Origin of the sequence: Methylotuvimicrobium buryatense (genome assembly GCF_005931095.1) — a bacterium.
Classification (GTDB): domain Bacteria; phylum Pseudomonadota; class Gammaproteobacteria; order Methylococcales; family Methylomonadaceae; genus Methylotuvimicrobium; species Methylotuvimicrobium buryatense.
In genome coordinates this window covers 1,032,049-1,056,041 of the sequence record NZ_CP035467.1, presented here as the reverse complement: position 1 = coordinate 1,056,041, position 23,993 = coordinate 1,032,049, and the positions used below count along the sequence as shown (strand labels likewise).

Sequence of the window (23,993 nt, the reverse complement as noted above, 5' to 3'; positions counted from 1 at the left end):
TATGAAACATTGACTTACAGAGACACTCCCCTCCTATATTGATATTCACTTCCGCCACCTAACGTCAGCATACCAACATAATGATACTGGAAACCTTATCCGTCGCTAGGGATTTCGGACGCGTTCATGAAATCACTTCGATTTTGATCCGCTATGGCTTCGGCGATCTAGTCCGCCGACTCGGCATTGTTGGTCTTGTTGAACGCGCAGGGCACGTTTTGCATTGGCATGAAATCGACGAATTGACCAGTATGGAACCACCGGAACGCATTCGTCGAGTTCTGGAAGAAATGGGACCTACTTTCGTGAAACTGGGTCAAATTTTCGCAACTCGCCCCGACTTGTTCAGCCCTGCCTGGATTGCTGAGTTCGAAAAACTGCAAGATCGAGCCCGTCCAGCGCCGATCGATAAAATCATGGCACAGCTGGAGGAAGATCTCGGCGCCCCGCCGCACGAAGTCTTTGCGTCTTTCGACATCACGCCGATAGCAGCAGCGTCAATAGGACAAGTTCATAAGGCTTCGCTGGAAGACGGCACTCAGGTTATTGTCAAAATCCGCCGTCCCGGCATCCGACCTACCGTCGAAGCGGATTTGCGCCTACTCAACCAGATGACTGAAGTTGCAGCCCGGGAAATCAAAGATCTACGTCGTTATAATCCACAGGAAATCGTACGACAATTCACATTATCGATGCGCCGAGAATTGGATTTGGCCATTGAAGGGCGCAATAGCGAACGCATGCGCACCAACTTTAAAAAAAGCCGCACTATCATCATTCCCAAAGTGTATTGGCAATGGACTTGTGAACGCGTCAATGTTCAAGAATATATCGACGGCATTTCGGGCCATGATATCGATCGCATCGATGACTCGAATTTAGACCGGAAAGAACTGGCTAAAACCGGTGCCGATGCGGTGCTTAAAATGATTCTAGAAGACGGTTTTTTTCATGCCGACCCTCACCCCGGCAATTGTTTTTTTCTTTCCGGCAATCGCATCGCGTTTATCGATTTCGGCATGGTCGGCAGACTCACCGACGAGCGCAGGAATCAAGTCGTCAATCTGTTGCACGGCTTAGTGGAGCGCGATCCGGATATCGTCGTCAAAATTCTTTTGAAATGGGCCGACAAGTCGATGGCAAATAAAGACGCATTAACGCTGGAAGTCGACAATTTTATCGATCAGTACCACGATATCCCATTGAAAGACCTTCACATAGGGGAGTTGCTGATTAACTTGACGAATTTACTGCGCGATCATCAGCTCAATTTGCCGGCCGATCTCACATTATTGATTAAAACATTCATTACCTTGGAAGGCTTGGGGCGACAACTCGACCCGTCATTTAATCTGGTCATAGCGGCAACCCCGCTACTCAAACGGGCGTTTCTACTCCGATACAATCCCGAAGCCATGGCGAGACGCGGTTTTAAATCGGCGGCTGGGCTCGTTGAAATGCTAAGCGAGTTACCGGAAGATATGCACCGAATTATGGAGGATTTGCGGCGAGGCGCGTTGAGCGTTCGCCTGGACATCACGCGACCGGAATGGCTGGGCAAGGAGCTCGACCGTGTGGTGAATCGAATTTCCGTCAGCCTAGTTACTGCGGCAATGATTATCGGCAGTTCTATTGTCTCGACCGTTGAAGGCGGCGCATCATCGTTTATCGGCTTGACCGCTTTCGTCGGTGCACTATTCGGAGGGATTTGGCTACTCTTTTCTATTTGGCGTAGCGGTTAAAATGTGAGTCCATTTAATCACAGAAACCGCGCCGATTACGCTGTAAGCGTCGACTGTCAGTTCACGACTAATACTCAAATATTTTTACAATGTCGGGTAAATATCATTTAGCTCAGCGTAAATCCGCTCATCCTTCGACAGCCCTCAGGAAACAGCTTTTTATATATTTAATATCAATGACTTGCCAATAATTAAAAATACGTCAAATAGCCACTGTTTCATAGTAACGCCACGCGACCGAAGGGCGCTTACTTTGATCAGGACAAACGGATTTACCTTTCCCCGTAAAGACAAGATTCACTGTGTACTCATCTCAGCAATTCCCAATTTGGAGATCAAAAAGGGTGTGGGGTATGCTTGGCGAGGATGGCGTGAATGCAGATTTTGCAGGGGCAAAAATCTGCCCTGCCGCCGACACCTGTCAATCGAGTCACCGAACCCTCCATAGAATAAGGAAGTTATTTACGACCAAATCCTAAGCATCGAATAATAGCCCTAAGAGCACAAAACATAAGACCGGTAAGGTCATGCTCGCTTAAGAGAAGCAACAGTTGCTCTAATAAATTCTCTTTCCGGTTTTTGTTGATTTAAAAATTGATTGAATAACATCAAAATGCCATGCGTATTGATATGAACATGTGCGCCGTAGCCCGTCATAACTAAAAATTCCTGATGCACCCTGTCAATAAACTGTGCGCGCTGTTGTGCTTGAAGTTGAGAATCCATATAAATATCCCCTTAAAATTGAATAAATCTTTTTTATTTCCGTTGAGGACATTATCCTATTTCTTGAATAATTTCCGAGCAATTGAGAGCAAAATTGAAAATTTATTGATTAACACTACTGAAAAATCATCTTTATGAAAGCACAAATAAGCATCAAAAAAACTTTCACCCAGAGCCCAGTCGAAACATAGACGGACACCCCTGCGCCGAATTTTGATCTACGGCGGGTGTAACAGATTACTTAGGAACGAGCATGAAATAACTTCGACAACTGTTGGAAGGGGGTTTGGTAACTCGACCGATAGGCGTCGGCGGCAGGGCAGATTTTTGCTCCATGCAAAATCTGCATTCATGCCGTCCTTGGCAATCAGTCGCCGCCGTCAAGCCTGGACGTATTCACCCAGCACCTAAATTCCATAGCCCATTGGCTATAGTTAACTATCTTGGATAATTTAGGTACTGGGTTCACGACGCCCTGTCAAGCGAATCACCCCGAACCACCAGCAATTCCCAGTTTGAGCAGTTTCGCCGATTTTAGGGTGTGGGTTGGCCGTTTTTAGCTTGATGCGTATGTCGCTAAGCCCCGACGAGCAATTTACATGTCTTTAAAAACTAAATCTAAAGGCAAAGCCTTGATAGTCTCACTGGTCAAACCAGTGGCTTACCTGTCAACGAGTTATTTTGTGCATATCCCTTACCCATCATCCTAATAAAAAGCATTTCGTCCACGAAACGCACGAAAATCACAGAATATTCAATTAGTTATGATTTTCAAGCTACTTACCCAATGAGTGACTCTAGTGGCTTATGCAACCGTATGTTTACTTTCGTGTATTTCGTGATTTTCGTGGACTGACTGCCGAATTTAGGATCATGCAAATAGATTCAAAATTCCTGAACTAACTATCGCATTTGCATTATCGACATCTTCGCTAGCATTAGCCGCACTATCCGAATTTCCGAAGGCATTGGGTCCTCGGCTATTTTTCTGTCCGCCTTCGTTTTGCTGTTGAGCGGCTTGACCAAATCCGGGTAGCTTAGCTTGTTCGCCAAGCGAAGCTTGAGTCACGCTAATCTCAGCTACATTCAACTGTTGAGCTCCCATCATTTCACGTAACTTCGGGATCGCGGCTTCTATGGCTTCTTTGACCGCAGCTTGTTGAGCGGAAAATGCGATTGTTGTTTGATCCTGATTCATATCGATACGAATTGAAATAGGCCCGAGATGCTGAGGATTTAGCTTAAGTTCGGCAAACGGCATGGCCCGATTATTCATCCAAACAATCCGTTCGCCTAGCTCCTGGTCCCATTCGGGATGCGCCATCGGCTTGCTCATTGCCGGTGCCTCGATTTTTGTTTGACCGGCAATTTGTCGGTGTAATTGAGCCATATCCAATGCCATTTTCGGAACCGGTTTCTCAACAGCCGCAGAAGGCGCTAATTTTTTTTCAATACTTGCGGTTTCGGAATCGGTCTTGGCATGCAGGTCAACAGCCTTTGCGTCAGTCGATACTTTGCTTTCCCCAGCAAGACGCTGTTCTTCGATCAGCGACTTGCCATTGCTCAGCTCCTCTCCGTTTTGTAATATATTTTTGATTAATTTAGGAATATTTCCATCACTATCGGTAATCCCAGTATCGTCGCTCTGGTTCTCAAGCGGCAATTTAGTATTTGCATCGACCGCCAGTATCGTCTCATCCGGACTTTTAATAATATTCAAAGGCATCGTCGATACCGGAATGGCCTGCGTATTGTCCAAGACGTTGTGATCGGACCTCATCGTCGCCGGCATGGCTTGCGCATCTTTCAGAACGGTGCGCTCAAGCCTCTTCGTTGTCTGCAATATATTTTTGATTAATTTAGGAATATTTCCTTCACCATCGGTAGTCCCGGTATCGTCCAGATCCTCAAGCGGCAACTTAGTATTTGCATCGACCGCCAGTATCGTCTCATCCGGATTTTTAATCATGCTCAGAGGCATCGTCGTTACCGGCATGGCTTCCATATTTTTCAGAACGGTGCGCTCAAGCCTCTTCCTAGTTTGCAATATATCTCTGATTAACTTAGGAATATTTCCTTCACCATCGGCAATCCCGGTATCGTCCTGATCCTCAAGCGGCAACTTAGTATTTGCATCGACCGCCAATATCGTTTCATCCGGATTTTTGATAATGCTCAGAGGCATCGTCGTTACCGGAATGGCTTCCATATTTTTCAGAACGGTGCGCTCAAGCCTCTTCGTTGTTTGCAATATATCTCTGATTAACTTAGGAATATTTCCTTCACCATCGGTAGTCCCGGTATCGTCCAGGTCCTCAAGCGGCAACTTAGGATTTGCATCGACCGCCAGTATCGTCTCATCCGGATTTTTAATCATGCTCAGAGGCATCGTCGTTACCGGCATGTCAGTGGGGCCTTCCTCGGCAGAAAGATCGAATATCCTCGCTTCATCCGTTTCGGCCCGGTCAACATTGCCGAACATACCAGCCGAACTCTCGGTCGCAGCCTCAATATGAGAGAGCACTTCGTTTAACGTCCTCATGGTTTTCTCTAAATCGATTTCTTGATCGAAACTCCCCGAGGCCGGCAATTTATTGCCCAATAAACCGGCAATTTCTTGCATGGCAGAACTCATTTGTTCGGAATCAAAACTTGTTAACTGTGTTAATTGTTCGGTTAATTCCGCTAAATCAGTCATTGGCAACGTTAAATTTTCCTGCGACTCAGACTGTGCGAGCAAACCGATCTGAGCCATCAAGGTTGTAGCAAAGTCACCGGATGTTTTATCTTCTCCCTGAAAAAGCCGGCCTAAATTTTCTTTGCCGACCGAACCGGATAACATCGTCAATAAATTTAAAGCGTTCATATACTTTTCCTCTTAACTATTACTGATTTATCCAGCATTTTTCGTGCCGCCGCGTTGTCCTGAGGCGACTCTGTCATCCTGTTCGGTCTGCTCGCGTCTATCTAACTGTTTAATTTCATCAGCTTGCGCCGCATCAAATAATTTTGACAAACTCTTAGTTCGATTGTGCAGCCCTATCCAATTACCGCGTACACGACTTAACTCCGTTTCCAATGACTGTAGCGCCTGCTCCTGTCCGTTAATCGCTCGATCGAGCTTATCCAAAAAAGACTTAAACTCCAGCAATTGTCCAACCCTAGCGCCGGCTTTACAGAAAGCATCGAATTTTTCCTGATATTCCTGACGATAATTAATCAAATGATCGAGCTGCATTTGCAATTGAACTTGTTTTTTTTGCACTTGCCCGAATGTTTCCAAGGCTTTTTTTTCCTGGGTAACATTTAACTCGACAATCGTTTTCAGGCGTTCGGACTTTTTCATTTTATTGATAACTACCGTAGCGAAGAATCGCTCATGAAATAACTTGAACAACTATCCTGACGCAGGGGCGGTTAGCGGTGAATAGTGAATAGTGAATAGTGAATAGTGAATAGTGAATAGTGAAATGGTGCGGCATTTTAACTACTTGTCAAGCCCTAATTTCCTCTTTCCTCTTTCCTCTTTCCTCTTTCCTCTTTCCTCTTTCCTCTTTCACCTTTCACCCTTCACCCTTCACCGCATTCTCAAGCAAATCGGACAACTCCAAGATACTTCGACTCAGGTCCACCGGCTCATTCATGTCTTGTTGCAAAAAAGTCCTAATCGCCGGTATTTTCTCAATCGCCAAATCGATATTCGGATTCGAGCCGGGTTTGTATGCGCCAACGCTGATGAGGTCTCTGTTTTGCTGATATAGCGAATACAATCCTCTCAATTTGCGCACCATTCGCAAATGATCGTCATCGACGATATCCGGCAAAACCCTACTGACCGAGGCCTCGATATCGATCGCCGGAAAATGCCCGGACTCCGCCAACTCCCGAGTTAGCACGATGTGCCCGTCCAATACGCCGCGAGCCGAGTCGGCAACAGGATCGTTAGGATCATCGCCTTCGGTCAGTACGGTATAAAAAGCCGTAATCGAGCCGCCGCCTTCATCGCCGTTTCCGGCCCGTTCTACTAAACGAGGCAACTTGGCAAATACCGAAGGCGGGTAACCTTTAGTGGCAGGCGGTTCATCGATGGCGAGCGCGATTTCTCGGTGAGCTTGAGCATAACGAGTCAATGAATCCATCAGCAGTAAAACATCCAAACCCTGATCTCGAAAATATTCGGCAATACTGGTTGCAAGCAAAGCGCCATTCGCCCGCATCAATGGAGGATAGTCTGCCGGCGTCGCGACAACGACAGAGCGACTAAGCCCTTCGGCACCCAGAATTTTTTGCACGAACTCGTTAACCTCACGCCCCCGCTCACCAATAAGCCCCACCACGACGACGTCGGCATTGGTAAATTTAGTCATCATGCCCAGCAAAACGCTCTTGCCGACGCCGGTTCCGGCAAATAAGCCCATCCTTTGCCCTCGACCGACGCACAACAAGGCATTGATTGCTCTAACACCGACATCGAGCGCTTCACGGATCGGCTTACGGCTAAGCGGGTTGACCGGAACGCCGGTAAGCGAAACCTGCGCATCGGTCTTCAAAGGTCCCTTACCGTCCAGAGCATTACCAGCCCCATCCAATACTCGGCCCAGCAAGCTAAAACCGACTCTGGCCAAATATTCCTTGCTCATCGGAATGACGCGGCAGTCCGGTTCCAAGCCATAAGGATCACCGGTCGGCATTAGAAACAAACGATCGCCGGAAAAGCCGACGACTTCGGCTTCGATAACCCTGCCCGCTTTAGTTTGTACTTGACAACGAGAACCGATGGGAGCCCTACAACCGACAGCCTCGAGTGTCAATCCGACCATTCTGGATAGCTTGCCTTCCACGATCAGTTCCGGTGGCTGAACCAACCGATTGGCGTAAGGTTTTAATTTACCGAGCCAAATCTCGTTTCGATCTAGCGAAGACTTCATGATGTTTCGTCCCTAATCCGTTCATCGCCGAGCATTTGAGCAATAACGGCCGCCAGACGTCTTTCGACCGAGGCATCGACATGAGACTGCTCCGCATCCACATGACAACCGCCGCGACTGAGCAGAGGATCTTCTTTGATCTTCCAAGGCGCCGGACGATCGTTCAACAAAAACACCGACCGTACCAATTCCGCATCGTCAGGATGTAAAGTTAATGTTATTTCCCGCGTTGCGATAGGTAATACATTGACGGCCTCTCTAACCGTCGCCACAATTTGCCCCGGATCCGATTTGATTTCACGACGAACCAACTGCTTGGCTATCGCTATCGACAAATCCACCAGCTCTTTTTCGACTTCTTCATCCAGTGCATTCAAAGGTTCGCTGAGCGTCTCCAATATTTCGGCTAATTGCAAACCTTGTTCGCGCAGTCGATGTATGTTTTCATCATAACCCTTTTTCAAACCTTCCTCGTACCCTTGCAACCGCCCTTCTTCGTAACCTTGCTTAAAACCCTCTTCTTTGCCTGTGGCGAAAGCTTCCTCATAGGCTTGCTGTTGCATTGCTTCAATATCTTGGACGGTCATCACCGGGCTGCGCGCTTTATCAGCTTCGCTTGACTTCGAGCGTTCTCGTCCCGACACATCGGGCATGTCCCAAAGACGCAATGCCTCCAGTTCGTCATCGGTGAAACCCGACTGTTTAGACGAGCTCATCGCCACTGCCGCTGCCTAACATGATTTCTCCGGCATCTGCCAACTTCTTCGCGATTCCGAGTATTTCTTTCTGCGCCGATTCGACCTCGCTGAGCCTCGCCGGCGGCGCCGCCTCTAGATCGTCTTTCAGCATTTCGGCGGCTCGACGCGACATATTGCCGAATATTTTGCCTTTCAAGCTGTCATCAACACCACGCAATGCCAACAGCAAACGATCGGTCGATATTTCTCGCAATAGCGTTTGAATACCCCTATCGTCAACCGTCGCAAGATCCTCGAAGACAAACATCTTATCCATGATTTCCTGCCCCAGCACGGCATTATTATCATTGATATCTTCCATGATCTGCTCGCTGACCGAGCCTTCCATGAAGTTCAGAATATTTGCCACGGTATCGACGCCGCCGACCGATGACGATTTCATGCCATCGCTACCCGTCAATTGTTTTTCCATAATTTCATCCAATTCCTTTAATGCCGCCGGCTGTATACCTTCCATCGTCGCAATGCGCATCAGAATATCCGAACGCATGTTTTCCGGTAATAAGGCTAAAACATCGGCTGCCTGGTCACTATCCAATAGCGATAGAATGATCGCGACAATCTGAGGATGCTCCAAACGTATCAGATCGGCAATCGACCGTGTATCCAACCATTTCAATTGCTCAATCCCTTTGCTGTTCGCACCCAGCAAGATTCTATCAATAATACTTCCTGCCTTATCGGCCCCTAAGGCCCCCGTCAGCATGTTTCGAATAAATTCGTCCGAATTAATGCCCAAGCCGGTTTCATCCTTGATTCGAGTAATGAATTCTTCAAGCACGGCATCCACCATTTCCGGTGAAATAGCGCCAAGTCCAGCCATGGTTGACCCGATCAGCTGCACTTCTTTAGGTCCCATGTGCTTCAGTACCGCGGATGCACGCTCCTGTCCCACAGCTAAAAGCAGCAGCGCTGCACGCTGCGGATAGGTCAAATCGAGTTCTTTCTCAGACATCTTGCTTGGCCCAATTCTTAATGATCTGTGCTACTAATTGAGGATCTTCGTCAACTAATTTTTGCACATACTCCAACCGTTTCTCGTAACTCTGAGGCGCTTCCAGCAGCAACAGATCTTCGGTCTCGGAAGACAGCCCAAGCTGCCGCTTCTCGGCCTCATCTGCAGGCACCGCGTAAGGCACTCCTTTTTCGTCAAATGCAACGGCGCCGCCCATGGCTTCGGCTTCCGCTTTTGCCAGCGCCAATGCCGCGGCTTTCCGTTCTTCTTCAGTACGGCCTATTAACCCTTGCATGGTCGGCTTTAGAACGCCGAAAATCAAAAATAAAATAACCGCGGCAGCCGCCAACTGCTTTAAGGCGTCAATAAACCAAGATTGTTCCCAAAGCGGCGCATCTGGCAATGCTTCAAGTTCATCCGCCACCCTGAATGCAACATTGGATACGGTCACTTGATCGCCGCGGCTACTATCGAAACCGACCGCTTGCCTGACCAAATCGCTCAGTCGGATGATATCCTCTTGAGGATAAGGTTCGCTAGCGATACTCCCATCTTCGCGAACGACAGAGCGGTTATCGACAACCACGGCCACAGACAATCGCTTGAGTACACCGCCGGCAAGACGAGTGTGCGTGATAGTTTTATCGAGTTCGTAATTCCGCGTGGCACTCTTGCTAGAGGATCCTGACGATCCCCCCGGCGTTTCGGCACCTTCACCGGTTGCCACTTCAGGCGCTATACCGGCCGGCGGCGGCTGGTTAGTCAACGCCCCCGGCACACCCTGAATGGCTCCCATGGAACTAAGATCCTCCTGAGTCTGCTCACTACGTAGCGCCGGCAAGTCGGGGTTAAACATTTCTTGGGTTCTTTCAGTCACGGAAAAGTCGACATCGGCCGATATTTGCGTGCGTAAACCATTGGCGCCAACTAACGGCGTCAAAATATTTTCGATGCGCGCCATTAAATGTTCTTCGATATTTTTCTTGTATTCAAACTGCTTCGAAGTCATTGAGATATCGGAATCGGTTCCTTTAGCATTGAGCAAACGCCCGGTTTGATCGACGACCGTCACTTGCCCTGCTTCCATTAAGGGAACGCTGGAAGCGACTAGATGAATAATCGATTCGATTTGTCCTTTATCCAAGGTTCTGCCCGGATATAGGTTGACCATGACAGAGGCGCTGGGTTTTTTCTGCTGCCTAACGAATACCGACTGTTTTGGCATCGCCAATATCACCCTTGCCGCCTTAACACTTTGAATTGTCATGATCGTACGCGCAATTTCCCCTTCCAATGCCCGCTGAAAACGCATTTGTTCAATATTCTTGCTGGTTCCGAAGCCTTGCTCTTGATCGAGTAGTTCGTAACCTAAACTGGTACTCCGCGGCAAGCCTTGAGCGGCCAGTCTCAATTTTAATTCGCGAACATCCGCCCCCGGAACCATGATTGCTCCCGATCCGGATTCGACTTTGTATTTAATGCCTTCTTTATCCAATGCCTCAATTATCTCCGCCGCATCTTTTTCGGCAATGCCGGCGAACAATAAATTGTAGGAGGGTTCTTGCGACCACAGCACGATCGCCACAGCCACCGCAACGCTGAAAGCAAATCCGAGCATCAAACCTATCTGACGAGCCATTGTCAGCCCAGCCAAACCTTTCAACAACGGATTACCGGTATCAACTTCCCTTGCCTGGGGAGTGGACGTTCCGACTAATTCATTTGCACCTTGCTCGCTCATCTTAATTCACTGCCTGCCTACATCGGCATATTCATGACATCTTTATAGGCATCGACCAGTTTATTTCTAACCTGAACCATGGCCTGAAAGGACACGCTGGCTTTTTGCATGGCCACCATCACTTCGGCCAAGCTAGCATCCGACTCTCCGGTTTCGAATGCTGTGGACATCGCACTTGCAGTCGCTTGCTGCGTATTCACCGAATCGATCGATTGTTTCAACAACGAAGCAAAGTTAACCTGATCGCTATTTTCCAACACTTGCGGCTTTACACCCGCCCCGGCCTCGATAGACATCCGGCGCATTTGCGCCAGCACTTGATTGACATTCATTTCACTCATGACCATTCTCAATTATTCAAACACGACTTTCTAACTTAAAAAGCAAAATTCAGGCCATCAAGCCGAACATGGAATAGCAATGCCGGATTCTTTCATTCTGGCAATTTTATAGCGTAGTGTTCTAGGACTAATACCTAATTTTTCGGCCGTGGTTTTACGACTACCATTTTCGGTCAGTAACGTTTGCAAGATCATTTTTTCCTCTGCAGAGCGCACTTGATCACCTAAAGAAGACGCGTCTTCGGAACTATCGACACAAGCGTTTTCGATGACGGTTTCAGACATGGCATGCAGATCTACATGCTCCTCGAAGATTAAATCTTCTACTGCGATTCGCTTACCGCTTTTTAAAATCAACGCCCGCTGCATCACGTTTTCCAATTCTCTTACATTACCCGGCCATGAATAATTTTGTATTTTATCTAATGCTTCACGATCGAAAACGGCCTCGCACGCCGCGTCGAAACCATGACGCCGTAACATCTCGATAGCCAACGGCACAATATCGCCAGGGCGCTCTCGCAATGCCGGTATTCTCAGCGGAAATACACTCAAACGATAATATAAATCTTCTCTAAATAAACCCTGCTCGACAGATTGCTTCAATTTGCGATTGGTTGCCGCCAAAATTCTGACGTTCAATTCAATCTTTCTATGACTGCCGATGCGTTCCACTTCTTTTTCCTGTAAAACGCGCAATAATTTAGCCTGTAAGCCTAAATCCATCTCGGCGATTTCATCCAGCAGCAATGTTCCATCCTGAGCCAGCTCGAATTTTCCCGGCATCGATTGTACCGCGCCGGTAAAAGCGCCTTTATCGTAGCCGAACAACATCGCTTCCAACATATTATCCGGAATAGCGGCACAATTGACCGCGACAAAAGGCCCGCCGCGATACGGCGATTGCTCGTGTATGGCGCGTGCAACAACCTCCTTACCGGTACCGCTTTCTCCCTGCAACAGCACCGTGACATGGGTTTGCGCAACGCGCTCGATCAAACGATAAAGTTTTTGCATCGCCGGATCCGGCCCTATCGCAAACCCAGCAGTAGGTGCATCGACAACGGCAAATACGGCCACTTTATCGATTAAAGCCGAAGCCTCGAAAGGCTTAACCAAATAATCGACTGCTCCTTCCTGCATCGCCCTAACCGCTTTAGGCACAGTTCCATAAGCCGTCATCAACAATACCGGAAGCCCCGGATGCAGAGCGTGTATGTTACGCAACAGCTCAAAGCCGTCCATCACCGGCATTTGCACATCGCTAACAACCAACTTTACTCGGTTACGCCCGAGCTTTGCCAATGCTTCCGTTCCATTATGCGCCGCCAATACTCGGTATCCTTCAAGTTCTAGCGTATCCGAAAGCGCCTCGCATAGATCGGGATCGTCTTCGACAATCAATACGTCATATTGCTTCATCATATAACTCCTCGAACTTAGCCTGCCTTCCCGAAAACCCGCCGGGTAATGCCGGTTTCGTATCCCAGGCAATCGGCAATTCCAATTCAAACACGGTCCCCATGCCCGGCACCGAGTCGCAACTCACCTTGCCGTGATGCGCTCTAACAACGCTGTCGACAACGGCAAGCCCTAAACCTGTGCCGCTGCTTTTCGTGGTATAAAAAGGTTCGAATACCCTCTGATACAAAGCCTTTTCAATGCCCGGTCCGGTATCGCGAACGGTAAAGATAATTTTTTGCCGCGAAGACCGTTCCACCGTCAACGCAACAACACCTTTTCCAGCACAGGCCTCAAAGGCATTGTTCAATAAATTCATAATCGCACCGCGTAATGCCGGCTCGTTACCCGTCAATATCTCGAAGCCCGCCTCATTTTTGAGGTTAAATTCAACAGAGTTACAGGCTGCTAAGCGGTCCGTCATTGCATCTTCGACATTGCCTAGCAAGTCATGCAGTGCGAAAGTCGCCATCGACAAACGCCCTTCCTTCGCGAAAATCAGCATATCGTTCACCTGTCTTTCTAAATAATGCAGGCGTTCGAGAATCTTGCTTGAAAATTGTTGCCGTTTGCTCTCGCCTATACCGGGCCTTGACATTTGCGAAGCATACAAAATAGCGGTCGATAACGGTGTTCTGACTTGATGAGCCAGGCTCGCGATCATTTCGCCCATTGCCGATAAATTATTTTGCCTATCGACCAGATCCTGCAAGACCCGCATTTCGCTTACGTCAGACAACAAAACCAGTTGCCCCGCGCCTTCAGTCAATGCGTTATAACTCAAGCCGACACGCTTACCGCTCGGTAATTGCCGCTCGTGGGGGTTCTCGGAAACCGATTTAAGACTGCGTCCGGCTACTTCAGACCAAGGCCTTTGCAATAATGGCTCACCTAAATATTCGAGCGCTGTGGGGTTGCAATCGGCGACTTTGCCGGAAGGATCGATAATCAAAATACCGGCCGGTAAAGCGGCGAGTATTTGCCGTAAACGTGCCGCGAATTTTTCGTTTTCCAATAGCGTTTTAAGTCTCTCGCTACGTGCTGCGGCCAACTCATCGCTCAGTTTTGCGACTTGCCGCTCCAAATTTTGATAGGAAACCGTTAAGTCTTGAGACAACTCGTTGAAAAGTCGAAAGGCATCGGCGAGTTGTTCGGTTTTGTTGTGGGATTGTGAAATCGTTGATGAAGACATAAACTGATCGCTCCGGATGGTTCAATCAGATTAGAGCAAAATACGGACCACTTTATTTCAACCGTACACTCAACGACTTACCGTTAAACTCCTATTCCCTTCGTCAAAAATCTGTCGGCGTTATCGCTGCAGATCGTATTTACGAAGCTTTTCGACTAGCGTCGTTCTCTGCATTTTCAAGCGCTTGGCGGCATGCGCAACCACGCCGTTACATTCTTCCAGAGCCTGACGGATTAAATCGCTTTCCATGTCGCTTAAATATTCCTTCAAATCGATACCTTGCTTGGGTAATTGAAAAACTCCCGAGGAACTTCCCCCCGGATCGGTATTCCTGCGAACGGATTCCGGTTCGAATGAATCTTCCGTGACGATTTTTATGTTCTCCGGTACGACATAATGCTGAAACTTTTCCGGCAAGTCTTCTGCGTCAACTAAACCGTTCGGTTTGATAATCGCGAGTCTTTCGATCAAATTAGCCAACTCCCTCACATTACCCGGCCATTGATGTTGCATTAATAGCGCAATCGCCGCATCGGTCAACCGCACGGAACCGCGATTCTCGGACGCCATTCTCTGTATCAAATCCTTTGCCAACAAAGGTATATCCTCGGCCCTATCTCTCAATGCCGGCATTTCGATCGGAAAAACGTTCAACCGGTAAAACAAATCCTCCCGAAACCGATTTTCTTTGATTTCGTCGTCCAATTTTCGATGCGTCGCGGCAATGATACGAACGTTACAATGCATTGTTTTATTGCTACCGACCCGTTCGAATGTCCGTTCTTGCAACACTCGCAATAGCTTGACCTGCATTGCCATCGGCATATCACCGATCTCGTCGAGAAACAACGTACCGCCTTCGGCCAATTCAAAACGGCCTTGCCGGGTCGATAACGCGCCTGTAAAAGCGCCTTTTTCATGCCCGAATAGCTCGCTCTCCAACAATTCGCCCGGAATCGCACCGCAATTAATCGGCACGAACGGCTGATTGCTGCGTAACGACCAGTCATGCACAGCCCTAGCGACGACTTCTTTACCGGTACCAGACTCGCCCAAAATTAATACTGTTGCATCAGACTCGGCGACTTGATCAATGAGTTTACACACCTCGATAATCGCCTTGCTATTACCCTTGAGACGTTGCTTCGACGATAAGCGCCGCTCGTAAACTCGTCTATCAAGGGCATGGCGGAGTATTTGTCCGTTATAGATCGAAGCTAATATTTCATCTAATAATTTCTTCAATGCAGCATGAGTGGTCGGCCATACCAATTGTTGAAACAGCATATCTTCGACTGCCGTAGGCAGCGCCGCAGCAACATCCTTATTTTTCAACAAAATCACCGGAGCCCGTTCGGTCTTCTCCAAGACGGATTTTATAAGCGAAGCTTGCTTATCGATCGAATCGCCAATAAATACGGCAATTAAATCATCGCCGCAGCGTTCGATACCCTCGGTAATAGCGGTTGGAAGAGCCATTTCCACCCGGTGCTCCATAAATTCTAATACCGCTTTGAATTGAAGCGCTCTGGTTTGATTATCATCGATCAATACAATACACGGCCAAGCCATAATTCTTTTTTACCTGAAATATCCGTCTATCTTTGCGCGAGTATCCCGCGCTCTAAAATTTGGACTAGAAAATACGTCGAATGAAGGTTTTTTTCGCATGATGCCAAAAAAATCGGCATGCGGTAAGAGGTTAGCCTATTTTGATAAAAAATCCTTAACAATTCACGGCAAACGATATGAATTGCACCATCTAAAACCAAGCCATTATAAAAAGATCCTATAAATTTGTTGCTTATATCCTTTGCGAACAAAATAACTGCTGTTTAAGCCTATAGGCGCCAACTTAAGAAAAAACGCATCATTCCGCAAGGGATGGCAATACGTAGCTTCACATTCATGCAGATATGACGAATAATGCTTCAAATTCGCCATAGATATAGACACGTAGGATTTGCAAGACGTTATTTATCATGAAATCCTTAGTTGACACTTATGCGTTTAAGACCTGCAATGATCGCCTCGACAGACATAAGCCCGCCGTTACTAAAATAAACGATTTTTCAATTCGATCGAAGTTGTATCGTCAATATTTCAAGCCTATCGTAGCAAAAAACAGAAACATCTCAGCTTCAGACTTGACAAAATTTCGTTATTAGAGAAACTAAAGCAGTTTTTTAAAATTAGAGCACCCCCTTGAACGATATTCCCCTTAGTATACTTTTCGGCACACTGGCACTTCTTCTTTTACTCTCGGCCTTTTTTTCCGGATCGGAAACAGCCCTAATGACTATCAACCGTTATCGGCTGAAACATTTGGTAAAAAAACGCCATCGCGGGGCAACGAAAGCCCACAAACTTCTCAAGCGTCCCGACCGCCTGATCGGGCTGATATTATTAGGAAACAATTTCGTTAACGTCCTAGCTTCTTCTATTGTTACCGTCATTTCCATTCGCTTGGGCGGTGAATCGGCGATTGCCATCGGCGCCGGCGCGCTAACCTTGGCCATTCTAATCTTTTCCGAAGTGACGCCAAAGACTTTAGCCGCGATCAGACCCGAATCGTTAGCCTTCATATCCGCGTGGATTTACGTACCATTATTAAAGATATTTTATCCTATCGTTTGGATCGTCAATCTTATCTGCAATCTATTGCTTAGAATGTTCGGTATTCATGTCTCGAAAAACAGGCAAGAAACCATTAATAAAGAAGAGCTCAAAAGCATCGTATCGGAAGCCGATAGTTTAATGCCCACACGTTATCACAATATGATGCTGAGCATTTTAAACCTGGAGTCCGCTACGGTCGAAGACGTTATGACGCCGCGCAATGAAATCATCGGCATCGACTTGGAAGACCCCATTGAAACGATTATCGAGTTTATTCAAAATAGTAAACATACACGCTTACCCGTCTATAAAAAAAGTATCGATAGAGTACTCGGCTTTCTGCATTTACGAACGGCGCTGTCGTTCAGCAATCAGCCGGAATTCGATAAGCAACAAATTACCAAAAACCTTATCAAGCCTTATTTCATTCCTGAAAACACGCCGTTACACACACAAATGCAATATTTCAAGAACGAAAGAATTCGTATCGGACTGGTGGTCGACGAGTACGGCGATGTTCTAGGATTGGTTACATTAGAAGATTTATTGCAAGAAATCGTGGGTGAATTAGTCAACGAAGACTTAGGCGTCCTCAAACAGCCCGACGGCAGTTACCTGGTCGATGCCAGCTTGACCGTACGCGAATTAAACCGCATCGCCAATTGGGAACTTCCTACCGAAGGCCCGAAAACAATCAACGGATTGATTATCGAATTCATGGAAACCATCCCGGAACCGGGAACCAGTTTAAAATTGCACGGTTATCCGGTAGAAATCATCAAACGTAACAAAAACTCGGTGACTCAAGTCAAGTTTCTTCCGTTTAAGACAGCCCATCATTAGCGCTATTTTTTTGCATGCGTTATCACAGGATTTTTTGGGCAACTGAATTAATACGGTCTATACTTTACATCTGATAGTTAAGTACTCGCGGATACCATGGCAAAATTCACCGTTTTTTTCAAAGATAAAGCGATCGATTCGGTATTGTTTGAATCGGGCGTTATGCATATCGGCCGCGACGAAAGCAATGATCTGACACTCAACAGCTTGGCCGTAGCTCCGGCACATGCTGCCGCGATTATTAAGCAAAACGGTTGCCTAATCAAACAACTCAACGATGATTTTCCATTGATCGTCAATGGCGAAAAGCTTAAAGAATGCCTTCTTAATAATAACGACCGCATTACCCTTGGAAAATATTCGCTGATCTTTAATACCACGGAATCGGTGGCCGAAATACCCAAGCACGAAAGTCCCGAGGTTAACCAGCTGAATCAGGAAATCGAGCACAACCTGAACCTGCCCGAAGCTAACCTTCAGGTCATGGACGGACAGCATATCGGACGAATTCTTCCCATGAAAAAAGCCATGACTCGATTAGGACGAAACGGCGGAGGAATTGCCGTTATCGCCCGACGAAAAGAAGGTTACTTTATTTCTTCGCTGGAAAATAACTCGAACATGACGATCAATAATCAGCCATTGGGCGATAAAACCGTAAAGTTGAATAACAACGACCTGATTGTTATCGACAATACGACCCTACAGTTTTTTCAAAATCCACACAAATGAAGATCTCACCCTCCGACAAACGCCGTTATCATCGTATTTTTTACGACACCCCTGCACAATTGAGCTGCGACGAAATAAACCAGCCGTGCAGACTGGTCGACCTTTCATTGAAAGGCTGCCTGCTTCGCTTCGACGGCCCTTGGCTAGGCGACTTGGAAAAAATTTATATGCTCACATTCAGCCTTTCCGAGGACAACACGATTGCAATGGCGCTAAGCATATCTCATATCGTCGATGACACCGCCGGGTTTAAATGCGAACACATCGACATCGATAGCATCACGCACTTAAGACGCCTCGTTGAATTGAATCTTGGCGATAGTGAATTATTGGAACGCGATTTACTTGCGCTGACCGAACTCGAGCTTTGAGCAGCTTCCAGGCTATAAGCGCGCGGGACAAGCCATTAGCACTCAATCTCGCCCAATACATCCAATGCCTCCGCCAAATTAGTAACCGGGTAAATTCTTAATCCTTCAACGGCTTTTTTAGGGGCATTACTCTTCGGAATGACTGCCCTCTTAAAGCCGTGCTTGGCCGCATCGTTGATTCGCGCTAAACCGTTCGCAACCGGTCTAATTTCGCCATTCAAACCCAGCTCTCCGAAAAAAAACGTATCATGCGGAATGATTTTATCTTTCAAGCTCGATACGATGCCGACTACGATCGCCAGATCGGAACTGGTTTCGGTAACCTTGATGCCGCCGACCACATTCGCATAAATTTCATCATTCGCGGTAAATATACCGCCGTGTCTCGATAATATCGCCAGCAACATCGCCAACCGGTTCTGGTCGAAGCCCACTGCCAAGCGCCGTGGATTACCGTATTGACACTCGGTAACCAATGCTTGGATTTCGACCAACAGAGGACGGGTACCTTCCCACAGCACAGTCACGACACTACCCGAGGACGGCTTTTCGGCTCGGTTTAGGAACATCGCGGAAGGATTTTTAACCTCTTTGAGTCCGGTACCGTCCATCGCGAAAAAGCCCAATTCGCCAACGCTACCAAAACGATTCTTATCGGCTCTAAGCACCCTGAACCGAGCATCGTTAGTCGACGACAGCACCACTTGGGTATCGACAATATGACTGAGGGTCATCGGCCCCGCCAACGATTGGTCCTTCGTAACATGACCGACCATGAATACCGAGACATTATGCCGCTTAGCATATTGAGTCAGATAACTTGCAGACTCTCTAACTTGAGATACCGACCCCGGGGCAGAGTCGGTATCGTGGGTATACATGACCTGTATCGAATCGATCACTAAAACCTGCGGGTTGATTTCGTCCAGTACATCGCACACACTCTGCACAGAAGTTTCCGCGAGCATGTTGATCCGTTCGCCGGACACGTTCAGTCGGTGGGCCCGCTCGGCGATTTGTTGCAAGGATTCTTCGCCTGAAACATAGAGAACATCAATCCCTCGCCGGGCCATATCGGCAATCGCCTGAAGTAATATAGTACTCTTACCGGCCCCCGGTGCGCCGCCGATCAGCGTTACGCTGCCTCTGACGACACCGCCCCCCAAAACCCTATCGAACTCGGAAATACCGGTCGAGAGCCGTTCCGCCTGAGCCAAATCGACATCGGACAATGCTTGCACGGATGACTTAATCCCGGAATAACCATCCGTTCTTTTATTCCGCTCGGATTTGCCCGAACCAAGCCGCACTTCTTTAATTGAATTCCAGGCTCCACAGGCCGTGCATTGCCCGTTCCAACGAGGGTAATCGGCACCGCACTCCTCGCATACGAAGGCCATTTTAGTTTTTTTACTCATACTGGATGACAATTACATCTATCGCATCAAGTTTCGGCAGAGGGTAAACATATTTAAAGCCTAATTTAAGCGGCCTTGAATACGAACAATAATCGTGGCATCGGTTCCTAATCACTATTCTTGCGGTATACGATAACCGCGCCCGCGCAATGTTTCGATTGGCTTACTTGTCCCGTCGGGATCAAGCTTTTTTCTTAAACGACCAATAAAGACTTCGATCACGTTGCTGTCCCGATCGAAATCCTCTTCATAGATATGTTCAGTCAATACCGATTTTGATATGACTTCGCCTTTACGAAACATCAGATACTCAAGTACTTTGTATTCAAACGCGGTCAACTCGAGCCTCTCACCGGATACCCTGACCTCTTGTGCGGCAGTATCCAGCTCGATATTCGCGTGCTTTAAAACAGGATGCGCCTTGCCTCCGGAGCGCCTAATCAAGGCGTTTAGACGAGCTAGCAACTCTTCGTAATGAAAAGGCTTGACTAAATAATCATCGGCGCCGGCTTCAAGACCTTCCACCTTTTCCTGCCAGCGGCTTCTTGCGGTCAAGATCAATATAGGAATAACCACCTCATCCTTACGCAAACGTTTTATCAATTCGATGCCTGAAAAATCGGGAAGGCCTATATCGACGATGGCCGCATCGACCGGGTATTCCTTACCCAAATAATAACCGTCACTGCCTTTATTGGCCGTATCGACGGCAAAGCCCTTATCGGTTAAGAATTTTTTGATTTGCTCGCACAGAATTAATTCGTCTTCAACGACTAAAATACGCATCGTTCACTTCCTTTTACCTATCCCTACCTAATAATCGCCCTGTTTCGGCATCGATACGCTGATATTGTATTCTGCCGTCGGGTGTCAGGATTTTTATGACATGAACCTTTCGGTCTTCAATCGATTCGGTTTTAGCGCCCAGCACTTTGACTCTGCCGTCTTGACGAACTTGCTTGGTCGCTTCATCCAAACTCACCATCGCAACCATAAATTCGCTTCCGAATGAAACCGAGACAGGTAATAATGCGGTCATGAATACCACTTTGATTAAATTTGTCATTGCTAATCCAGCACCTTAAATTAATATTCGCATTTTGCCTTAAAAGCGACCAAGGCAACGATGCAGACCGAGCTTAAAGGGTTCATCTGAACCCTTACTGAATAAAAGGTTATTGAATCAACATTTTTTCGCCGAAGACACCCAGCGACTTGCCGAATGACGCACCGATTCTACCCGCTAACTTATCGAGTAAGCGCTCGGGCGGCGTAAAATTAACCAATTTTTCGGCGCCGATGACATGCTTGGCAACATAATTTGCACTACCGAAATCGTCGGCCAGACCCAATTCAACCCCTTCTTTCCCGGTCCAAACCATACCTGAAAATATCAAGTCAGTCTCTTTTAAACGTGTTCCACGACCTTCTTTCACCGCATCGATAAATTGCTGGTGCACTTGGCCGAGCAACTTCTGCATATGCTGAATTTCTTCTTCATCTACCGGTAAAAACGGATCGAGCATGCCTTTATGTTCCCCGGACGTCAGTAGACGTCGCTCTACCCCCAGTTTTTCTAGCGTATCGACGAAGCCGAAACCGTTCATCAACACGCCGATCGAACCGATCAGGCTGGCTTGATTCACATAAATTTTATCGGCAGCCGAAGCGACATAATAACCGCCGGACGCACAGATATCCCCGACAACCGATATAATCGGCAAATCGGGATATTCTTTTTTCAATTGTCTGATTTCGTGAAAAATATAGTCCGACTGCACAGGGCTCCCACCCGGTGAATTGACATTCAGAATGATGCCGCGCGTGCTATTGTCTTTCGCGGCTTGACGCAGCCCCTTGATAATACGGTCAGCATTGGCATCCTTATCCTCGGCAATCATGCCGACCACGTCAATTACCGCGGTATGGCCCTTAACGTCCAAACCCATCCCGATGTCGTCCTTCCACTTTGGAAACATAATTGCCGCAAAAATGGCAACCAAATACAAAAAAGTCAGCATTTTGAAAAAAATGCCCCAGCGCCTTGCTCTTCTTTGTTCCGTTATCGCCGCAAAAGCTAATTTTTCTATCGCTTCCCGCTCCCAACCGTCTTTCCGTTCCGATTTTGCAACGGCCTCGCTGTCATTATTGCTTTCCACTTGTTAACCTCAAATAAATTCCAGTAATTGTGATGTTTGTGCCAAACTAAATAGAGGGTCGTATTGCCGCAACAGTTCCGGGCTATGCGCACCGCAAGCAACGGCCGCCGAAACTATTCCCGCATTACGAGCCATTTGCAGATCATGAATCGAATCGCCGACCATCAAGGCTCGTTCGGCCGGAATTTCGAGGCGATCGATAATTTCTTGCAACATGACAGGAGCCGGCTTAGACGCGGTTTCGTCGGCACAACGAGTGATGTCGAATAAATGCTCGGTTCCGGTTTGCATCAAAGCCTTCTGCAAGCCTTTCCGCCCTTTTCCGGTAGCCACTGCCAACCGATAACCACTCGCTTTCAGGACATTTAGCATATCGAACACGCCTTTAAACAAATCGGCTCTGCTCAGCTGTTTGGCAAAAAATGCTCGGCCGTAATGCTCGATAAACGTATTCATGGCGTCCTTATCCGCTTCCGGAAACAGTTGTCGAACAGCATTATCGATACTCAAACCGATCACATCCTTCGCCATTTGATCCTCAGGCACCTCAAAACGGCATCGAACAGCGGCATCCTGCAAACAATACACGATCCAATCGATCGTATTGACCAGTGTTCCATCCCAATCAAAAATAATCAAATCAAAGCGTTTACTCATTATTCTCGTTAATTAATGCTTCCATTGACTTCGGTACAGGCGCGGTAATCTGCAATCGCTGCCCGGTAACGGGATGGACGAATTCCAATCGGTAAGCGTGCAAAAACATTCGCTTAAAACCGATTTTTTTGAAGGCCTTATTAACCTCGAAATCTCCATAACGCTCGTCGCCGATGATGGGATGGCCTAGCCAGGCGGCGTGAACACGAATCTGATGTGTTCGTCCGGTCTTAGGTGACGCCTCGACCAAAGTCGCATTCGACAATAACTTAATGCGTCGAAATAAAGTTTCGGCTTCTTTTCCCGAACGACTCACTTCGACCATACGCTCGCCGCCTTTGTTGACATTTTTTTGCAACGGGGCTGTAACCACCAACTTTTTACGCGCCCAACGCCCCGATAAAACGGCCAAATAGGTTTTTTGAATATCGTCGCCACGAAACAGTTCATGTAGTTTTCGCAAAGCACTCCTTTTCTTCGCAATCAATAAACAACCGGAAGTATCCCTATCCAAACGGTGCACCAATTCTAGAAACGGTGCTGCAGGTCTTAATTGCCTCAGCCCTTCGATGACTGCCGAATCCAGTCCGCTACCGCCATGCACGGCAAAGCCGGACGGCTTATTGAGTACCAACAGCGCATCGTCTTCATACAAAATATCATGCTCGAGACTGTGTTTTAATGATTGCGGCACAAATGCGTCATTTTCGGTCTCGGCAACCCGTATTGGCGGAATTCTGACGACATCGCCCTCCTTCAAGCGATATTTCACATCCACGCGGCCTTTATTGACGCGCACTTCACCCTTTCGAACAATCCGATAAATCCGACTTTTAGGCACGCCTTTCAGCTTGGCAATCAAAAAGTTATCAAGCCGCTGATCGCAGTTTTCTTCAAATATTTCAATAAATTGAACGCCCGAATGCGTTTCTTGCTGTACTGGTTTCATTGAATAATGATACCAGTAAATTTTATGACATGATTCTTTAAATTGATGAGTGCCGTTAACATTGATATATTAGGCCAGTTTATACAACAAAAATAAAATAAACGCTCCCTCCGTCCGCCTTATGCGACTAGGAGCCATAAAAAATTATTCGCTGAACAGTTACTAAACGACTGTTCAGTCATTGGAATTTTGGGTTTTATCGTTCGACCCGTGATGAGCGAAATATAATAATTCCTGTTTAGGAAGGATTTTACAAGAAGACAGGCTTGCGCACACCTATTCGCATCGAATAAATCGTGCGGAATAAACAATGCAAATTCTTTTGCTTTTCATAACTTAAATGAATGAACGAAAGCAAGCGAGACCGCCAATCATAGGACGGCACAAACCCCCGTCCCGGC

21 protein-coding genes are annotated in these 23,993 nt (G+C 47.3%); 4 read left to right on the top strand and 17 right to left on the bottom strand.

Translation table 11 applies throughout. The features are described from left to right. Nucleotides 1–80: 80 nt before the first annotated feature. Nucleotides 81–1,742, top strand: coding sequence for an ABC1 kinase family protein (locus tag EQU24_RS04955; protein ID WP_017840555.1), 1,662 nt, complete (start codon nt 81–83; stop codon nt 1,740–1,742). A 525-nt stretch (nt 1,743–2,267) separates the two neighbouring features. Here EQU24_RS04955 and EQU24_RS04950 read toward each other — a convergent pair. The 11 genes from EQU24_RS04950 to EQU24_RS04900 all read right to left on the bottom strand — a co-directional run bounded on the left by EQU24_RS04950 (nt 2,268) and on the right by EQU24_RS04900 (nt 15,416). Next, a complete protein-coding gene (locus EQU24_RS04950; protein ID WP_017840556.1) occupies nt 2,268–2,468 on the bottom strand; it encodes a hypothetical protein in 201 nt (66 codons plus the stop codon). A gap of 871 nt (nt 2,469–3,339) precedes the next feature. Then, on the bottom strand, nt 3,340–5,334 hold the full coding sequence (locus tag EQU24_RS04945; protein ID WP_017840557.1) for a flagellar hook-length control protein FliK: 1,995 nt from the start codon (nt 5,332–5,334) through the stop codon (nt 3,340–3,342). Between the two features lie 27 nt (nt 5,335–5,361). After that, nucleotides 5,362–5,814, bottom strand: coding sequence for a flagellar export protein FliJ (gene fliJ / locus EQU24_RS04940; protein ID WP_026130145.1), 453 nt, complete (start codon nt 5,812–5,814; stop codon nt 5,362–5,364). A 217-nt stretch (nt 5,815–6,031) separates the two neighbouring features. Further along, nucleotides 6,032–7,396, bottom strand: a complete 1,365-nt coding sequence (gene fliI, locus EQU24_RS04935; RefSeq protein WP_017840559.1) for a flagellar protein export ATPase FliI — start codon at nt 7,394–7,396, stop codon at nt 6,032–6,034. Next, the gene (locus EQU24_RS04930) at nt 7,393–8,112 is read right to left on the bottom strand and encodes a flagellar assembly protein FliH (protein ID WP_017840560.1); all 720 of its coding nucleotides are present in this window, start codon (nt 8,110–8,112) and stop codon (nt 7,393–7,395) included. The genes fliI and EQU24_RS04930 overlap by 4 nt, the downstream gene beginning before the upstream one ends. After that, on the bottom strand, nt 8,099–9,109 hold the full coding sequence (fliG, locus tag EQU24_RS04925; protein WP_017840561.1) for a flagellar motor switch protein FliG: 1,011 nt from the start codon (nt 9,107–9,109) through the stop codon (nt 8,099–8,101). The genes EQU24_RS04930 and fliG overlap by 14 nt, the downstream gene beginning before the upstream one ends. Then, the gene (fliF, locus tag EQU24_RS04920; protein WP_017840562.1) at nt 9,102–10,850 is read right to left on the bottom strand and encodes a flagellar basal-body MS-ring/collar protein FliF; all 1,749 of its coding nucleotides are present in this window, start codon (nt 10,848–10,850) and stop codon (nt 9,102–9,104) included. Before fliF ends, fliG begins: the two co-directional genes overlap by 8 nt. Nucleotides 10,851–10,867: 17 nt before the next feature. Then, nucleotides 10,868–11,191: a flagellar hook-basal body complex protein FliE gene (gene fliE / locus EQU24_RS04915; RefSeq protein WP_026130146.1), complete on the bottom strand. Its 324-nt coding sequence runs from the start codon at nt 11,189–11,191 to the stop codon at nt 10,868–10,870. Nucleotides 11,192–11,248: 57 nt separating this feature from the next. Beyond that, complete coding sequence (locus EQU24_RS04910) at nt 11,249–12,613, bottom strand: sigma-54-dependent transcriptional regulator (RefSeq protein WP_017840564.1); 1,365 nt, start codon at nt 12,611–12,613, stop codon at nt 11,249–11,251. Continuing rightward, entirely contained in the window at nt 12,600–13,844 is a 1,245-nt protein-coding gene (locus EQU24_RS04905) for a sensor histidine kinase (protein ID WP_017840565.1), read from the bottom strand. The genes EQU24_RS04910 and EQU24_RS04905 overlap by 14 nt, the downstream gene beginning before the upstream one ends. A gap of 120 nt (nt 13,845–13,964) precedes the next feature. After that, nucleotides 13,965–15,416: a sigma-54 dependent transcriptional regulator gene (locus tag EQU24_RS04900; RefSeq protein WP_017840566.1), complete on the bottom strand. Its 1,452-nt coding sequence runs from the start codon at nt 15,414–15,416 to the stop codon at nt 13,965–13,967. Nucleotides 15,417–16,049: 633 nt separating this feature from the next. Here EQU24_RS04900 and EQU24_RS04895 point away from each other — a divergent pair. The 3 genes from EQU24_RS04895 (at nt 16,050) to EQU24_RS04885 (ending at nt 18,409) form a co-directional block, all read left to right on the top strand. Then, the gene (locus EQU24_RS04895) at nt 16,050–17,306 is read left to right on the top strand and encodes an HlyC/CorC family transporter (protein ID WP_026130147.1); all 1,257 of its coding nucleotides are present in this window, start codon (nt 16,050–16,052) and stop codon (nt 17,304–17,306) included. Between the two features lie 96 nt (nt 17,307–17,402). Beyond that, entirely contained in the window at nt 17,403–18,038 is a 636-nt protein-coding gene (locus EQU24_RS04890; protein WP_017840569.1) for an FHA domain-containing protein, read from the top strand. Next, nucleotides 18,035–18,409, top strand: a complete 375-nt coding sequence (locus tag EQU24_RS04885) for a PilZ domain-containing protein (RefSeq protein ID WP_017840570.1) — start codon at nt 18,035–18,037, stop codon at nt 18,407–18,409. Before EQU24_RS04890 ends, EQU24_RS04885 begins: the two co-directional genes overlap by 4 nt. 35 nt (nt 18,410–18,444) lie before the next feature. Here the strand turns inward: EQU24_RS04885 and radA are convergent, their stop codons facing one another. The 6 genes from radA to rluC all read right to left on the bottom strand — a co-directional run bounded on the left by radA (nt 18,445) and on the right by rluC (nt 23,592). Then, a complete protein-coding gene (gene radA, locus EQU24_RS04880; RefSeq protein ID WP_017840571.1) occupies nt 18,445–19,827 on the bottom strand; it encodes a DNA repair protein RadA in 1,383 nt (460 codons plus the stop codon). Between the two features lie 114 nt (nt 19,828–19,941). Further along, entirely contained in the window at nt 19,942–20,613 is a 672-nt protein-coding gene (locus EQU24_RS04875) for a response regulator transcription factor (protein WP_014149539.1), read from the bottom strand. Nucleotides 20,614–20,626: 13 nt separating this feature from the next. After that, nucleotides 20,627–20,893, bottom strand: coding sequence for a PepSY domain-containing protein (locus tag EQU24_RS04870; RefSeq protein WP_017840572.1), 267 nt, complete (start codon nt 20,891–20,893; stop codon nt 20,627–20,629). A 109-nt stretch (nt 20,894–21,002) separates the two neighbouring features. After that, nucleotides 21,003–21,986 (bottom strand): signal peptide peptidase SppA, encoded by a 984-nt coding sequence (gene sppA, locus EQU24_RS04865; protein WP_017840573.1) that lies wholly within the window; start codon nt 21,984–21,986, stop codon nt 21,003–21,005. 9 nt (nt 21,987–21,995) lie between these two features. Beyond that, nucleotides 21,996–22,643: an HAD-IA family hydrolase gene (locus EQU24_RS04860; protein WP_017840574.1), complete on the bottom strand. Its 648-nt coding sequence runs from the start codon at nt 22,641–22,643 to the stop codon at nt 21,996–21,998. Next, complete coding sequence (rluC, locus tag EQU24_RS04855) at nt 22,636–23,592, bottom strand: 23S rRNA pseudouridine(955/2504/2580) synthase RluC (RefSeq protein ID WP_017840575.1); 957 nt, start codon at nt 23,590–23,592, stop codon at nt 22,636–22,638. The genes EQU24_RS04860 and rluC overlap by 8 nt, the downstream gene beginning before the upstream one ends. Nucleotides 23,593–23,993 lie beyond the last annotated feature (401 nt).